The sequence below is a fragment of the Pseudomonas sp. H3(2019) genome (genome assembly GCF_007713465.1).
GTDB lineage: Bacteria > Pseudomonadota > Gammaproteobacteria > Pseudomonadales > Pseudomonadaceae > Aquipseudomonas.
This window is the reverse complement of sequence record NZ_VMSG01000008.1, coordinates 89,250-104,315: the sequence shown is the minus strand read 5'-3', so window position 1 is coordinate 104,315 and position 15,066 is coordinate 89,250. Positions and strand designations below refer to the sequence as shown.

The following is a 15,066-nucleotide window of genomic DNA, read 5'->3' as shown; positions in this document are numbered from 1 at the left end:
ATGGAGAGGAGCTTATCGCAGCTGCATTAGAACACCGACTGAATTTTCAAACCGGCGACCAGCGCGTTGTCGACTTCATCAACACCGCCCGGGTGAGTGATGTATTGCAGGTTAGGACGCACAGTCAGCCAGTTGGTAACGTGGAAACCGTAGTTGATCTCGTAGTTGTACTCGGTGGAACGCAGTGGCGAGAACAGCGGATTGTCGTAGTCGCTGACACCATTGGCGACGTTGAGCGACTCGGCGTTTTTCTTCACGTCATCGTTGACATGGATACGGGCAAAACCGATCCCGACGTCATCTTTTGGACGTGCGTCGAATGGGCCCTTGTACACAAACATCAGCGACTGGTAGTTGTCGACGACGTTGGTGTCCTTGTCGTGGAAAGTCGCGTTGGCCGCGACATTCAGACCGCGAGAAGCATCACCGTTGTGGGTGGTGAGTTGTTGTTGCGCCACAAACCAGTAGCCATGCTTGCTGTCGTGGCTGCGGAAGGCCTTGCCTGTGGTCGCTGCATCATCGCCATTGTCGTCTTTACGGACGTCATTGGCGTCGGCAGTGCTCTTGTAGTAACCGACGCGGTATTCGCCCGGCAGGTTGTTGACCTTCGGCGACCAGACCAGTTCGACCGGCAAGACGGTGCCCTTGGTACCACTGCCGCTGAGCTTGAAGCCGTTACCGTGTTCCAGTTGCGATGGGTTCTGGTTGTACGCGCCGATCTGCGCATAGAACTCAGGCGTGATGTTGTACTTCACGCGAACCGCCGCCTGCATGACCGGCCAGTTGTACCAGATACCAGTCGCCCAGTTACCCGCTTGTGAACCGCAGAACGCCAGGTTCTGGAACTCGCAAGGGAAGGTGTTGAAGTCTTCGCCTTCGCCGAAATAACCGGCTTTGACGTCCAGCTTGCCGTCGAGGAACTGGTGCTGGACCCACAATTGGGTCAGACGGACCATATGGCCACGGCCGTAGACTTCCTGGGAGGAACTCAAGGTGCCGGCACGCGGGTCGCCGACACGGTCATTGGAGATGTTCTGACCGTTACGGTTGGTGAGCTGGATCTTGGCCTGGGTGTTATCCCAGCCCCACAGCTTTTGCAGGTCCAGCGCCACGCCCAGGCCAAACTGGTCGGCGTAACGTGCGGTCTTGTCGTGGTTGTAGCCGCCGTGGAGGTTGGCGCCCACTTCACCGACGTAATCCGCCTTGATGTCGATACCTTGTTCGATCAGTTTGGTCCGCTCGCCCCCCCAGTCACCCGTCATCCACTTGGAGTCGGCGCTGAATGCGTCATCCGCGTGTACGTTACCGGCCATGGTCAGCACCGCAACAGCTGACAATTGGCAGATAAGCTGAGCGTTGTTCTTCTTTTTCATCCCTACATCCTCGTCTTTATTGTTATTAACTGTTTTTATCTAACGCGGTTTACAGCGGTTGCGACGGATGTCCCCATCCACCGCTCCCACCTGGATCTTCATCTGCCTTTGAACTGCGCGACGTTGGCGCTGTGAGTCCCGGTTTGCGCTTGACCGGCCCTCCCCAGGCGTTCGCCCGTCTTGGCATCGAACAGCAGCACTTTCGATGGGTCGAATTGCAGGGTCAGGGTCTCGCCCACGGCCGGCGCAACGTCTGGCGCCAGACGGCAGCAGACTTTGGTTTCGTTCAAATTGACGAACACCAGCGTATCGGGACCGGTCGGTTCGGTAACCTGGACTTCGGCGCGAATGGTCGGCAAACCATTGGCCTCGCCGTTCGCCAGAACGATCTGCTCCGGACGCATGCCGAGGATCACTTCGCGGTCCTCAAGACCGGCATCCTGCATGCCCAGCGGCAGCTCGCAACGCGCCTGGCCGCTGTCGAGCAACGCCAGCAGGCGGCCGTCCTTGCGCTGCAAACGCAGCGGGATGAAGTTCATCGGTGGCGAACCGATGAAGCTTGCAACGAAGAGGTTGGCCGGATCGTTGTAGATCTGCTTCGGCGTGCCGAACTGCTGGATGATCCCGTCCTTCATCACCGCCACTTTGTCGCCCAGGGTCATGGCTTCGATCTGGTCGTGAGTCACGTAGACCGTGGTGGTTTTCAGGCGCTGGTGCATCAGTTTCATTTCGGTGCGCATCTCGACCCGCAGCTTGGCGTCGAGGTTGGACAGCGGTTCGTCGAACAGATAAATCTTCGGCCGCCGCGCCAGCGCACGGCCCATGGCCACGCGCTGTTGCTGACCACCAGAGAGCTGACCCGGCTTGCGGCTGAGCAGGTGTTCGATTTGCAGCAGCTTGGCGACCCGCGCCACTTCTTCGTCGATTTCAGCCGCCGGCATCTTGCGGATCTTCAGGCCGAAGGCGATGTTGTCGCGCACGCTCATGGTCGGGTACAGCGCGTAGGACTGGAACACCATGGCGATGTCGCGATCCTTGGGGCTCATGCCGCTGATGTCAGCGTCGTCCACCAGAATCGCCCCGCCGCTGATATTTTCCAGGCCTGCGATGCAGTTCATCAAGGTCGACTTGCCGCAACCGGACGGGCCCACAAGGATCAGGAACTCACCGTCATCGATCTTCAGTTCGATGTTTTTCAGGGTGTCCGGCAAGCCGCTGCCGTAGGTTTTGTTGACGTTGCGTAATTCGAGAGTTGCCATGTTCTACCCCTTGACCGCGCCGGACGTCAGCCCACGCAGGAAATACTTGCCAGCGAATATGTAGACCAGCAGTGTCGGCAGCCCGGCGATCATCGCCGCCGCCATATCAACGTTGTATTCCTTGACCCCGGTGCTGGTGTTGACCAGGTTGTTCAGGGCCACGGTGATTGGCTGGGCATCGCCACTGGCGAAGACCACGCCGAACAGGAAGTCATTCCAGATCTGGGTGAACTGCCAGATCAGGCAGACCATCACGATCGGAATCGACATCGGCAGCAGGATCTTCCCGAAGATCGTGAAGAAGCCCGCGCCATCCAGCCGCGCCGCCTTGACCAGCGCATCCGGAATGCTCACGTAGTAGTTACGGAAGAACAGTGTGGTGAACGCCAGCCCGTAGACGATGTGCACTAGCACAAGACCCGTAGTGGTGTTGGCCAGGCCGAGTTTGCCGACGGTGAACGAGGCTGGCAGCAGCACGGTCTGGAACGGCAGGAAGCAGCCGAACAACAGCAGGCCGAAGAACAACTGCGAACCACGAAAGCGCCACATCGACAGCACATAGCCGTTCATTGCACCGATGAAGGTCGAGATCAGCACTGCGGGCACGGTGATCTTCACCGAGTTCCAGAAGTAGCCACCCACGACATTCCAGGCCTTGATCCAGCCAATGCCATCGATCACTTGCGGCCAGCTCAAGAGGTTGCCGGTGCGGATGTCTTCCGGGGATTTGAAGCTGGTCAGCAGCATCACCACCAGCGGGATCAGGTACACCGCAGCGGCCAGCAACAAGGTTGCGTAGATCGCAATGCGGCTAAAGCTGATGGCAGGTTTGCCAAGCTGATTACTCATGGCGTTTGCCTCGCAGTTCGGAGTACAGGTACGGCACCAGAATTGCCAGGATCGCGCCGAGCATCATCATCGCGCTCGCCGAACCGATGCCCATCTGGCCACGGCTGAAGGTGAAGGAATACATGAACATCGCCGGCAAGTCGGAGGAATAACCCGGACCGCCCGCGGTCATCGCCGCCACCAGGTCGAAGCTCTTGATCGCGATGTGCGCGAGGATCATGAAGGCGCTGAAAAACACCGGACGCAGGCTCGGCAGGACAATCTTCAAATAGATGGTCGGCAGGCTCGCACCGTCGACTTGAGCGGCACGGATGATCGACTGATCGACACCGCGCAGGCCAGCCAGGAACATCGCCATCACAAACCCGGAGGCTTGCCAGACTGCGGCGATTACCAGGCAGTAAACCACGCGATCCTGATCCACCAGCCAGTCCAGCCGAAAGCCTTCCCAGCCCCAGTCACGCAGCATCTTGTCCAGGCCCAGGCCTGGGTTGAGCAGCCATTTCCAGGCAGTACCGGTGACGATCATCGACAGCGCCATCGGGTACAGGTAGATGGTGCGGATGAAGCCTTCCTTGCGAATGCGCTGATCGAGCAGCACCGCCAGAAACACCCCGAGCACCAGGCTGATACCGATGAACATGCCGCCGAAGACCGCGAGGTTCTTGCTCGCGACCCACCAGCGGTCGTTCTCCATCAACCGGACGTATTGTTGCAGGCCGACCCACTTGTAGCTCGGCATGAAGCTGGAGTTGGTGAAGGACAAAACGAATGTCCAGATGATGTAACCGTAAAAGCCAACCAGGACGATCAGCATGCTCGGCGCCAAAACCAGTTTGGGGAGCCAGCGCTGCAGTGCGTCGAACGGTGAGGCTTTGCTGAAAACCGCCACAGAGCTCATCGGGATTATCCAGGTGAAGTAGTGAAATCCGGACCGAGCGCCCCCACTACACGAGCCATGGCCCATGCAGGGAGACGAAGATCTGGGGTTGGCCGCAGGTCAGGCCCGCGGCGGTCCTGGTGTTACTGGGCGGCTTTGATGGCCGATGCCAGTTGGGCGCTGGCCTTGACCGGGTCAGCGCTCTTGTCGTTCATGAAGTTGGTCACCACATCGAAGATCGCGCCTTGCACAGCCAGGGAAGTGGCCATGTTGTGCGCCATGCTCGGTTGCAGACCGCCGGTCTTCTCGTCTGCCAGGAAGTCCTTGGCCGACGCCTGGGCGCAGGAGTCGAAGCCCGACGCGCTCATGTCATTGAGCATATCGGTGCGCACCGGGATCGAACCTTTGTTGATGCTGAAGACCTTCTGGAAGTCTTTACCCAGCGCGACCTTGGCCAGGTCCTGTTGAGCGGCGATATCGCCGGTGCGATCAGCCTTGAGCTTGAACACCGCCAGGGAGTCGATGTTGTAGGTGAAGGCTTTTTCAGTGCCAGGGAACGGCACGCACTGATAGTCCTTGCCGGCTACCTTGTGGGCGGCGGTCCATTCGCTCTTGGCCCAGTCACCCATCATCTGCATGCCGGCCTTGCCGTTGATCACGTCGGCGGCAGCGATGTTCCAGTCACGGCCCGCGCGGTTGGGGTCCATGTAGCCGGTGAGTTTTTTCAGCTCGGTGAAGGACTTGACCATTTCCGGGCCGGACAGGGTTTTCTGGTCCAGATCGACCAGGGCTTTCTTGTAGCCCTCAGGGCCCATGACCGAGAGCACCACGTCTTCAAACACGGTGCTGTCCTGCCAAGGCTGACCACCGTGGGCCAGGGCGATGAAGCCGGCAGCTTTCAGTTTGTCGCCAGCGGCATAGAACTCTTCGAGGGTGGTCGGGGCTTTTTCGATACCGGCTTTCTTGAAGACCGCCGGGTTGATCCACAGCCAGTTGACGCGGTGAATATTCACCGGCACGGCGACGTAATCGCCTTCGTATTTGACGGTGTCGGAGACTTTCTTCGAGAGCAGGCCATCCCAGTTTTCAGCTTTGGAAACGCCTTTCAGCGCATCGGTGCTGAGCAGGCCAGTGCTGCCCCACTCCTGGATATCCGGACCTTTGATTTGCGCGACACCCGGCGGGTTACCCGCGACGGCGCGACTTTTGAGTACGGTCATGGCCGTAGCACCACCACCGCCGGCGACCGCACCGTCCTTCCAGGTGAAGCCGTCTTTTTCGACTTGAGCCTTGAGGACATCGACCGCTGCTTTTTCACCACCCGAAGTCCACCAGTGCACGACTTCCACGGAACCTTTGGAATCGGCGGCAAAAGTGCTGAGAGGAAATGCAGTCAGGGGAAACAGCGTGGCAAGAGAAACGACAGTGGCGAGGCGAGAAATCGCATTCATCTAGCAGTACCTTTCTTGTTGTTATGCATGCAAGTCTGGTGCTTGCGCTGCAAACGAGTTTAAACAGCGTAGATCGCTTGGCAGGTAACGAAGCGACGGCAAAATGTCACCGCATGGTTACATAAGTATCGAAGTAGAGCCTTGAGCCAATGCGCTGGCCATGCTCGGTGCCAGCGGTAAGCGTGGAATCAACACCGCTTGCCAGGCGTGATACAGGTCCGGCTTACCACCCCATATCTGCGCGCTTGGGCGATTTTGCGGGTCGAGTTCGTGGTGCCAACTGCCGTGGATTCGGTCGATCAGACAGCGGTCGCTGAACTCCCAGAAACGCCGATACCAGGTTTCGTATTGCGCCTCACCGGTGCGTTTGAGCAAGGCACTGGCGGCGGCACTGGCTTCGCAGTGAACCCAGTGCAAACGCTGGCGCACGACCGGTCGATTGTCCCAGTCGAGGGTGTAGACAATGCCCGGCGCGCCATCGACGTCCCATCCGTGAAGGCAGTTGTTGGCGAAGAGTTGTTGCGCGTCGGTCACCAGCCAACCGGGGGTCAACATGCCGGCCTGCACGCGCGCGGCCTCGAGGTGCAGCAGCAGCCGTGACCATTCGAAACCATGGCCCGGCGTGGTGCCATAAGGACGAAAGCCATCGGCGGGGTTGTCGTGGTTGTACTCACGCAGTGGCTGCCAGTCTCGATCGAAATGCTCGACGACCAGATACTGGTTCGCCGCCGCATGTCCGTGAATCACCCGCTCGACAATTCTCAGGGCGCGATTCATCCAACGGCTATCCTGCGTGACATCAGCCAGCGCGAGAAAGGCTTCGGTGGCGTGCATGTTGCTGTTGGCACCGCGATAGGGTTCCTCTTCGCTCCAGTCGCGATTGAAGGATTCGCGCAGCGCGCCCTCCTCTTCGCTCCAGAAATGCCGCTCGATAATCGCGATGGCATCGCTGAGCAAGGCCTCTGCTCCAGGCCTTTGGGCAACCACCGCAGAACTCGCCGCGAGTGCCACGAAAGCATGCAGATAAGCGGCCTTGCCGGTGTCGCCATCACGGTGATCAGGTGCGGCAAACCAGCCGCCGAATTCGGCGTCACGTAGCGAGCCATTGAGGGCGTTGATGCCGTGATCCACCAGCTCGGAAAACCCCGACAAGCCCTGAATGTGCGCCAGGGCAAAGCTGTGGGTCATGCGGGCGGTGTTCATGGTGTGGGCCTGGGCATCGGCCGGCAGGCGACCATATTCATCCAGATTGCCGAAGCCTTCGGGCAGCTTCGATGCCTTGGCGAAAGCCAACAGGCGCAGGCCTTCATCGGCGAGCCATTGCAGGTGGGCAGGCGCGTTCAGCCAACTGCTGAAGGCAGGTTGGAAGGTGTTCATGGGGTGCCTTTTTTTGTTGTTATGACTGCAAGGAGTCTAAACAACGGGCAGCGCTGGGCAGGTAACGAAGGGGGCGATATATGTCACGGACCTGTGACATTACCCTTTAGGTATGTGTTGATGGAGCTGACGCCATCGCGAGCAAGCTCGCTCCCACACTGGATCTCCAGTGTTCGCAAACTATGTGTTTACCGCAGATTAAATGTGGGAGCGAGCTTGCTCGCGATGAAGTCGACACGGTCTCTCTAATCGATACTTCGGGGCAACTGCAACGTCACCCGCAACCCGCCCTCGCGCAAATTCTGCAGGCTGACTTCCCCACCATGGCTATGGGCGATATTGCGCGCAATGCCTAGCCCCAACCCATAACCTTGCTGCTGGCCGGCCAAGCGAAAGTGCGGCTCGAACACTTGCTCCAGTCGCTGCTCAGGCACGCCCGGGCCTTCGTCGTCGACGTGCAGGATGAACGCTGCGTCGTCGTCATCGATGTGCAGATGGGCGTTCTGCCCGTACTTGAGGGCGTTATCGATCAGGTTGCCGATGCAGCGCTTGAGCGCCAGCGGCTTGCCGGGATACGGCGCCAGCGCCCGGCCTTGCTGGGTTACGCGACCATTGCCGTTGGGCGCCAGGTAAGGCTCGACCAGGCAATCGAGTACATGATTGAGGTCCACCGGCTCGATGTTTTCGTGAATGTCGGTGTCCTTGACGCATTGCAGCGCGCCTTTGACCAGCAGCTCCAGCTCATCCAGATCACGCCCGAACTTGGCTTGCAGCCGCTCGTCTTCCAGCAACTCGACCCGCAGGCGCAGACGCGTGATGGGGGTGCGCAAGTCATGGGAAATCGCACTGAACAACTGGCTACGCTCCGTCAGGTAGCGGCTGATACGCTCGCGCATGGCGTTGAAGGCGCGGCCGACTTCGACCACTTCACTGCCACCGCCCTCGGCCACCGGCTCCACTTCAGCGCCCAGCGACATGTCTCGCGCCGCCCGCGCCAGACGCTTGAGCGGCCGGCTCTGCCAGTGCACCAACAGACCGATGAACAACAACAGAAAACCGCTGGTGAGCACGATAAACCAGACCTGCTGCGACGGCAGGCCCTGCTCTTCCAGACTGGTATAGGGCTCGGGCAACAGCGAGGCGATGTACAGCCATTCACCCTGGGCCAGTTTGATCTGGGTGACCAGCACTGGCGGATTGACCGGCTCCAGGGTCAACGCGTAGTGCGCCCAGGAACGCGGCAATTCATCAAGTTTCAAACCGCCATTGAAGATCCGCAGATCGTCCGGGCTGACGAATTGCACCGAGATATCGGTGTCCGCGCCCAGCGATTGCCGCAGCACTTCATCCACTGCTGCCAACACTGCTTCTTTGCGCGGGGTCGGCGGCAACAGCTGCATTTCCAGCGGTTTGTCGTTGAGCGTCACCACAAAACGGGTGCCGCCCATGCTGCGCAACTGGTCGAGAACCAGCGGCCGGTACGCCACCGGCAAGGAGCGAAAGTAACTGACGCTGGCAGTCATCGAATGCGCCAGGCTGCGAGCTGCGGTGACCAGCCCTTCCAGCTGAGTGGCACGCAATTGCGAGACCCAGATCACGCTCGACAGCGCCTGCGCGAACAACACCGCGAGCAGAGTCAGCAGCAACATCCGCCCAAGCAGCGAACGCGGCACCGGCACCCGCCGTATCAGGCGCGCGAAGAACTCAGTGGCCATTGCTGGCGACTACATTGGCGGCCAGTTGATAACCACTGCCGCGCACGGTGCGGATCAGGCGCGGAGGTTTTTCGGTATCGCGCAAACGCTGGCGCAAACGGCTGACAGCCATGTCGACGATGCGATCGAGCGGCATCAGGTCGCGGCCACGGGTGGCATTGCCGATGGTGTCGCGGTCGAGGATTTCCTGCGGATGATCGAGGAAGAGTTTCAGCAGGGCGAAATCGGCACCGGAGAGAATCACTTCTTCACCGTCGGTGTGAAACAGTCGGTGGCTGACCATGTCCAGCCGCCATTCATCGAAGGCCAACACCTCGCCGCCAGAGCGCTCCTGACCGAACTGGGCACGCCGCAGCAAGGCTTTGATTCGTGCCTGCAATTCACGGGGGCTGAAGGGTTTGCCAAGGTAATCGTCGGCGCCAAGCTCCAGGCCAATGACCCGGTCGGCCTCGTCGGAACTGGCCGTGAGCATGATGATCGGCACCTGGGCCTGACGCGGGTGCTGGCGAATCCAGCGGCACAGGCTGAAGCCGTCTTCATCCGGCAACATCACATCAAGGATCACCAGATCACTCGGTGCCTCGTTCAGCGCCTGGCGAAAACCGGCACCGTCGGGCGTGGTCCGCACCTGAAACCCTGCGCGGCTGAGGTAGGTGTCCAGCAACTCGCGTATCTCTTGATCGTCATCGACCAACAAAATCGACTTGTTGACTGAGCTCACGGGGCGGCATCCTTGTTGTTAGTGTTGGGGCGGATTATGCCTGATCGTTCATGGATCTATGATCGTTCCCACGCTCTGCGTGGGAATGCCTCCGGGGACGCTCCGCGTCCAGTGACGCAGAGCGTCACGGGCTGCATTCCCACGGGGACCGTGGGAACGATCATTACTGTGCCTGCTCGAGTGCCACACCCGCGCCGGTCAAACCGGAATACGGTGCGGTCACCAGCCAGACCGGAATGCCGTTGAAGTACTCGCTCATGCAGCCCTTGTCAGCGAAGCAACGGGCAAAACCGCTCTTGAGAAAGAAATCGGCAAACCGTGGAATCACACCGCCGACGATGTAGACACCGCCGCGTCCACCGGTGGTCAGCACGTTGTTGCCCGCCACCCGACCGAGCCAGCAGCAGAATTGCTCGAGCACTTCCAGGGCAATCGGGTCGCCAGCCAGGCCGGCGGCGGTGATGGCTTCCGGGGTATCGAGCACGGGTTCATGCCCGTCGACAGCACAGATCGCCCGATAGACGCGTGGTAAACCGCTGCCGCTCAGCGCTGTTTCGGCACTGACGTGACCGATCTCGTTGTAGATGTGCTGCCAGAGTTGGGTTTCTCGCGGACTGCTCAGTGGCAGGTCGACATGCCCGCCCTCCCCCGGCAATGCGGCCCAACGGCCTTCGCCAAGATCCAGCAAGGTGCCGACCCCAAGGCCAGTGCCGGGACCGATCACCACGGCCGGGCGCAACGGCTCCGGCGTGCCTTCGCAGACCACCCGAAACTCGCCCGGTTGCAGGCGCGTCATGCCCAGCGCCATGGCCGAAAAATCGTTGACCAGCAACAGCCGGTCGACCTGCAAGGTCTGACAAAAGGCCTTGCGGCTCAGCCGCCAGTGGTTGTTGGTGAAGCGAAACTCATCACCGCTGACCGGGCCCGCCACCGACAGGCACACCGCGCCTATCGAACCGGGCGCCAGGCCGAGGCCGCTCAGGTAGACGCCGATGGCGTCTTCCGGGCAGGCATAGTCGGCCGTCGCCAGCACCTGGATCGACTCCAGTTGCTGGTCTTTCCACAACGCAAAACGCGCATTGGTTCCACCAATGTCACCGACCAGCGCTAGTTTCACTTAAGGGTCTCCAGGGCAGAGGTAAAGGCGCTGGCGCCCTGCTCTGCCGAGCTGAAGGCCATGCGCATGAAGCCAAACAACTCGCGACCGCAACCAATGCCGTTGTCCAGCAGGCCTTTGGCCGGTGTGCGAGCGGCAAATTCATCGGCGTCCACCATAAGCTGCAAGGTGCCTTTGACGCCATCGACGCGGATGATATCGCCCTCTTGCACGCGAGCCAAAGCACCACCGACAAAGGCTTCCGGGCTGACGTGTATCGCCGCAGGGATTTTCCCCGACGCGCCGGACATCCGCCCGTCAGTCACCAGCGCAACCTTGAAGCCGCGGTCCTGCAACACGCCAAGGAACGGCGTCATCTTGTGCAGCTCCGGCATGCCGTTGGAACGCGGGCCCTGGAAGCGCATCACCGCGACAAAGTCCTTCTCCAGCAGACCGGCCTTGAACGCATCGGCCAGATCTTGCTGGTCCTGGAAGACCATCGCCGGTGCTTCGACCACTTGATGTTCCGGCGCCACGGCCGAGACTTTCATCACCCCGCGACCGAGGTTGCCTTCCATCACCCGCAGGCCACCTTCTGGCGAGAACGCACGGGCAACGGGACGCAAGATGTTTTCATCGAGGCTTTCGATCGGGCCTTCACGCCATACCAGCTCACCGTTTTCCAGGAACGGTTCCTGGGTATAACGACTCAGGCCATGCCCGGCCACGGTGTTGACGTTTTCGTGGAGCAGACCGGCTTCCAGCAGTTCGCGGATCAGGAACGACATGCCGCCCGCGGCCTGGAAGTGGTTGATGTCAGCCTTGCCGTTCGGGTAGACGTGGCTCAGGGTCGGCACCACCTCGGAGAGGTCGGCCATGTCCTGCCAGGTCAGTTGAATACCGGCTGCCATGGCAATGGCCGGCATGTGCAGGGTGTGGTTGGTCGAGCCGCCCGTGGCGTGCAGCGCCACGATCGAGTTGACCAGCGAACGCTCGTCGACGATTTCGCCGATGGGCATGAAGTTGCCGCTTTGCTTGGTCAGGCGGGTGATCTGGTGCGCGGCTTCGCGGGTCAGGGCATCGCGCAACGGGGTGTTCGGGTTGACGAAGGACGCGCCCGGCAAGTGCAGGCCCATGACTTCCATCAGCAACTGGTTAGTGTTGGCGGTGCCGTAGAAGGTGCAGGTGCCAGGGCTGTGGTAGGACTTCATTTCCGACTCCAGCAGCTCTTCGCGGCTGGCCTTGCCTTCAGCGTAGCGCTGACGGACGTCGGCTTTTTCCTTGTTGGAAATGCCCGACACCATCGGCCCGCCCGGAACGAAAATCGTCGGCAGATGACCGAAGCGCAATGCGCCCATCATCAGGCCCGGCACGATCTTGTCGCAGATGCCGAGCATCATCGCCGCGTCGAACATGTTGTGAGACAGCGCAACAGCGGTCGACATCGCGATCACTTCGCGGCTGGCAATGCCCAGCTCCATGCCCGGCTCGCCCTGGGTCACGCCGTCGCACATGGCCGGCACGCCGCCGGCGAACTGGCCGACCGAACCGATCTCGCGCAATGCGTGTTTGATTTGTTCCGGGTAGTGCTCGTACGGCTGATGCGCCGAGAGCATGTCGTTATATGACGAAACAATCGCCACGTTGGCGGCATTCATCATCCGCAGGCTTTGCTTGTCTTCGGTGCCACATCCGGCCACGCCGTGGGCGAAGTTGGCGCATTGCAGCTTGCCGCGCATCGGGCCATCGCTGGCGGCGCCGCGAATCAGTGCAAGGTAGGCCTCACGGGTAGCGCGGCTACGGGTGACAAGCCGTTCAGTGACCTCAAGTACGCGGGGATGCATGTGTAGAACTCCAGGCTAACGGATGTGGCGACCTGTTCGAGTCTATGCTGATCAAAAGGCATCTACGCGTGACACGCTGACGGTTTTCTTGACCACTCGGACCAGTTGATTCAGGTCACTAGTTGTAGATAAAACAAAATATTGCCACTAAAAAGGCTTGTTTTCTATTTTTTTGCGAATAATCTTGTAATTCCAACAACAAATATGACGAAGGCGCTTTTCATATGACTCTACGAATTGCAATCAATGGTTTTGGCCGCATTGGCCGTAATGTCCTTCGCGCACTGTATACCCAAGGCTACCGTCAGGATTTGCAGATCGTCGCCATCAACGATTTGGGCGATAGCTCGATGAACGCTCACCTGCTCAAATACGACACCGTGCACGGCACCTTCGATGCCGATGTGCAGCACGATCGGGAAAGCCTGACCGTCAACGGCGACCGGATTTCGGTCAGCGCCATTCGCAACCCGGCCGAATTGCCGTGGGCTGCCGAGAAAGTCGACGTCGTGTTCGAATGCACCGGCCTGTTCACCGACCGTGCCAAAGCCGCCGCCCATATTAGCGCCGGCGCACGCAAAGTGATTATCTCGGCCCCGGCCAAAGGCGCCGACGCCACCGTGGTGTACGGGGTCAACCACGACATCCTGCGCCAATCGCACCAGATCATTTCCAACGCGTCGTGCACCACTAACTGCCTGGCCCCGGTGGCTCAGGTGTTGCACCGCGAGCTGGGCATCGAGAGCGGGCTGATGACCACCATCCACGCCTACACCAACGACCAGCACCTGACCGATGTCTACCACGTCGACCCGTACCGTGCCCGTTCGGCCACCCAGAACATGATCCCGAGCAAGACCGGCGCTGCCGAAGCGGTGGGCCTGGTGCTGCCGGAACTGGCCGGCAAACTGACCGGCATGTCGGTGCGCGTGCCGGTGATCAACGTGTCGCTGGTGGACCTGACCGTGCAGCTCAAGCGCGAAGCCAGCGCTGACGAAGTCAACGCATTGCTCAAAGAAGCCAGCCAGCACTCGAAGATTCTCGGTTACAACACCCTGCCGCTGGTTTCCAGTGACTTCAACCACAACCCGCTGTCGTCGATTTTCGATGCCAACCACACCAAGTCCAGCGGCAAGCTGCTCAAGGTGCTGGCCTGGTACGACAACGAATGGGGCTTCTCCAACCGCATGCTCGATAACTGCCTCGCCCTGTGCAACGCCGAATAAAGCCGATTGCCCCTACATTAACGTCGGAGCAGTCGTCGATGATCGGTATCAGCTTTACCCAAAAAACCATGGCGGCGCGCAAACGCATCGCCCTGGTTGCCCATGACCATTGCAAAGTGTTCTTGCTGGATTGGGCCGAGCGGCAGAAGGACAAGCTCGCCCAACACGAGCTTGTGGCCACCGGCACCACCGGGATGCTGCTGAGCAAGCGCCTGGACCTGCCCGTTGAAAGCATGATCAGCGGCCCGTTGGGCGGTGATCAGCAGCTCGGCGCGCGAATCGCCGAGCAGCGGGTGGATATGCTGGTGTTCTTCTGGGACCCGTTCGAACCGCAACCTCACGATCCGGACATCAAGGCGTTGCTGCGGGTCGCGGCGGTCTGGAACATTCCAGTGGCCTGCAATGAATGCAGCGCCGATTACCTGCTCAGCAGCCCGTTGATGAATCAGCCGCACGCGTACCGGATCCCCGATTACCCGGCGTACCTGCAAGGCCGCCAATAATTCTCACCGGTAGCGCTTGACCTTTCGCGCAGATGATAAGCATTATCATTCGCTTGAAATGGATCAGGTCCTACTGTGAGTCAATCGCGCTTCAACCATGTCTTCCTCGCTCAGCGGGTCTCGCTGCTGCGACCCCTGGAGCGGATGGTCAACAACCACAGCACCGCCGAGGACCTCTTGCAGGAAACCTACCTGCGAGTGGCTCGTGCGTTGAGTGAACGGGCCATCGATCACCTCGAACCTTTCGTGTTTCAAACCGCCCGCAACCTGGCGCTGGACCATCTGCGCGCACGGCGCATTCAGTCCCGAACGATGCTCGAAGACGTTCCGCTGAACGTCGTGCAAAGCATCGCGGCGCCGCTCAGCAGTGCCGAGGACGCCGCCCATGCCGAACAGTTGCTCGAACGCTTGAACATCAGCCTCAGCCAACTCACCGCGCGCCAACAGCAGATCTTCATCCTCAGCCGCCTGCACGGGCACAGCTATCTGGAGATCGCCGAGCAACAGCGCGTGTCCTTGAGCACTGTGCAAAAAGACCTGAAGCTGATCACGGCGATCTGCGTCAGCGCCTGCAACTGGACGACGGCTCAAGAGTCCTGCTGAACACCCATTCGGCGTTTTCCAGCACCATCAACGACCAGCAACGCATCGCCCGCCTGTATCAGGGCGAGGCCTATTTCGAGGTGGCGGCCAATCGCGGCCTGCCACTGGAAATCGATGCCGGCCCGGTTACGAACAGTGTGCGCGATATCACCCTTGCCAAAATGAGAAT

General features: G+C 60.1%; 13 protein-coding genes and 1 pseudogene. 4 read left to right on the top strand and 10 right to left on the bottom strand.

Annotation, left to right across the window (positions count from 1 at the left end; translation table 11 throughout):
• Positions 1 to 26 precede the first annotated feature (26 nt).
• The 10 genes from FPT12_RS10460 to edd all read right to left on the bottom strand — a co-directional run bounded on the left by FPT12_RS10460 (position 27) and on the right by edd (position 12,565).
• Complete coding sequence (locus FPT12_RS10460; RefSeq protein ID WP_145016199.1) at positions 27 to 1,373, bottom strand: carbohydrate porin; 1,347 nt, start codon at positions 1,371 to 1,373, stop codon at positions 27 to 29.
• Between the two features lie 98 nt (positions 1,374 to 1,471).
• Positions 1,472 to 2,632, bottom strand: coding sequence for an ABC transporter ATP-binding protein (locus FPT12_RS10455; RefSeq protein WP_123584253.1), 1,161 nt, complete (start codon positions 2,630 to 2,632; stop codon positions 1,472 to 1,474).
• Between the two features lie 3 nt (positions 2,633 to 2,635).
• Positions 2,636 to 3,481, bottom strand: coding sequence for a carbohydrate ABC transporter permease (locus FPT12_RS10450; protein WP_145016198.1), 846 nt, complete (start codon positions 3,479 to 3,481; stop codon positions 2,636 to 2,638).
• Positions 3,474 to 4,382 carry a carbohydrate ABC transporter permease gene (locus FPT12_RS10445; RefSeq protein WP_019693218.1) on the bottom strand — a complete coding sequence of 303 codons (909 nt, stop codon included), beginning with the start codon at positions 4,380 to 4,382 and terminating at the stop codon, positions 3,474 to 3,476. The genes FPT12_RS10450 and FPT12_RS10445 overlap by 8 nt, the downstream gene beginning before the upstream one ends.
• Positions 4,383 to 4,504: 122 nt before the next feature.
• Entirely contained in the window at positions 4,505 to 5,812 is a 1,308-nt protein-coding gene (locus tag FPT12_RS10440; RefSeq protein WP_145016197.1) for an ABC transporter substrate-binding protein, read from the bottom strand.
• Positions 5,813 to 5,929: 117 nt separating this feature from the next.
• Positions 5,930 to 7,189 (bottom strand): AGE family epimerase/isomerase, encoded by a 1,260-nt coding sequence (locus FPT12_RS10435; RefSeq protein ID WP_145016196.1) that lies wholly within the window; start codon positions 7,187 to 7,189, stop codon positions 5,930 to 5,932.
• 245 nt (positions 7,190 to 7,434) lie between these two features.
• The gene (locus FPT12_RS10430; protein ID WP_371922538.1) at positions 7,435 to 8,862 is read right to left on the bottom strand and encodes an ATP-binding protein; all 1,428 of its coding nucleotides are present in this window, start codon (positions 8,860 to 8,862) and stop codon (positions 7,435 to 7,437) included.
• Positions 8,863 to 8,893: 31 nt separating this feature from the next.
• Positions 8,894 to 9,625: a response regulator gene (locus FPT12_RS10425; RefSeq protein ID WP_019693222.1), complete on the bottom strand. Its 732-nt coding sequence runs from the start codon at positions 9,623 to 9,625 to the stop codon at positions 8,894 to 8,896.
• A 163-nt stretch (positions 9,626 to 9,788) separates the two neighbouring features.
• On the bottom strand, positions 9,789 to 10,742 hold the full coding sequence (locus tag FPT12_RS10420) for a glucokinase (protein WP_145016194.1): 954 nt from the start codon (positions 10,740 to 10,742) through the stop codon (positions 9,789 to 9,791).
• Positions 10,739 to 12,565: a phosphogluconate dehydratase gene (gene edd / locus FPT12_RS10415; RefSeq protein WP_145016193.1), complete on the bottom strand. Its 1,827-nt coding sequence runs from the start codon at positions 12,563 to 12,565 to the stop codon at positions 10,739 to 10,741. The genes FPT12_RS10420 and edd overlap by 4 nt, the downstream gene beginning before the upstream one ends.
• A 224-nt stretch (positions 12,566 to 12,789) precedes the next feature.
• Between edd and gap the strand changes: the two genes are divergently transcribed.
• The 4 genes and pseudogenes from gap to FPT12_RS10395 all read left to right on the top strand — a co-directional run.
• A complete protein-coding gene (gap, locus tag FPT12_RS10410; RefSeq protein ID WP_145016192.1) occupies positions 12,790 to 13,791 on the top strand; it encodes a type I glyceraldehyde-3-phosphate dehydrogenase in 1,002 nt (333 codons plus the stop codon).
• A gap of 38 nt (positions 13,792 to 13,829) precedes the next feature.
• Entirely contained in the window at positions 13,830 to 14,294 is a 465-nt protein-coding gene (locus FPT12_RS10405; protein WP_145016191.1) for a methylglyoxal synthase, read from the top strand.
• A 75-nt stretch (positions 14,295 to 14,369) separates the two neighbouring features.
• Positions 14,370 to 14,897 carry an RNA polymerase sigma factor gene (locus tag FPT12_RS10400; RefSeq protein WP_145016190.1) on the top strand — a complete coding sequence of 176 codons (528 nt, stop codon included), beginning with the start codon at positions 14,370 to 14,372 and terminating at the stop codon, positions 14,895 to 14,897.
• Positions 14,855 to 15,055, top strand: a pseudogene (locus FPT12_RS10395) (FecR domain-containing protein); the annotation flags it as partial. The gene FPT12_RS10400 and the pseudogene FPT12_RS10395, both read left to right, overlap by 43 nt.
• Positions 15,056 to 15,066: the final 11 nt, after the last annotated feature.

Excerpts from the sequence above, each read along its gene's own strand:
- FPT12_RS10405 (WP_145016191.1), top strand. The coding sequence starts at position 13,830 with ATGATCGGTATCAGCTTTACCCAAAAAACCATGGCGGCGCGCAAACGC.
- FPT12_RS10440 (WP_145016197.1), bottom strand. The coding sequence starts at position 5,812 with ATGAATGCGATTTCTCGCCTCGCCACTGTCGTTTCTCTTGCCACGCTG.
- edd (WP_145016193.1), bottom strand. The coding sequence starts at position 12,565 with ATGCATCCCCGCGTACTTGAGGTCACTGAACGGCTTGTCACCCGTAGC.
- FPT12_RS10435 (WP_145016196.1), bottom strand. The coding sequence starts at position 7,189 with ATGAACACCTTCCAACCTGCCTTCAGCAGTTGGCTGAACGCGCCTGCC.
- gap (WP_145016192.1), top strand. The coding sequence starts at position 12,790 with ATGACTCTACGAATTGCAATCAATGGTTTTGGCCGCATTGGCCGTAAT.
- FPT12_RS10460 (WP_145016199.1), bottom strand. The coding sequence starts at position 1,373 with ATGAAAAAGAAGAACAACGCTCAGCTTATCTGCCAATTGTCAGCTGTT.
- FPT12_RS10455 (WP_123584253.1), bottom strand. The coding sequence starts at position 2,632 with ATGGCAACTCTCGAATTACGCAACGTCAACAAAACCTACGGCAGCGGC.
- FPT12_RS10445 (WP_019693218.1), bottom strand. The coding sequence starts at position 4,382 with ATGAGCTCTGTGGCGGTTTTCAGCAAAGCCTCACCGTTCGACGCACTG.
- FPT12_RS10450 (WP_145016198.1), bottom strand. The coding sequence starts at position 3,481 with ATGAGTAATCAGCTTGGCAAACCTGCCATCAGCTTTAGCCGCATTGCG.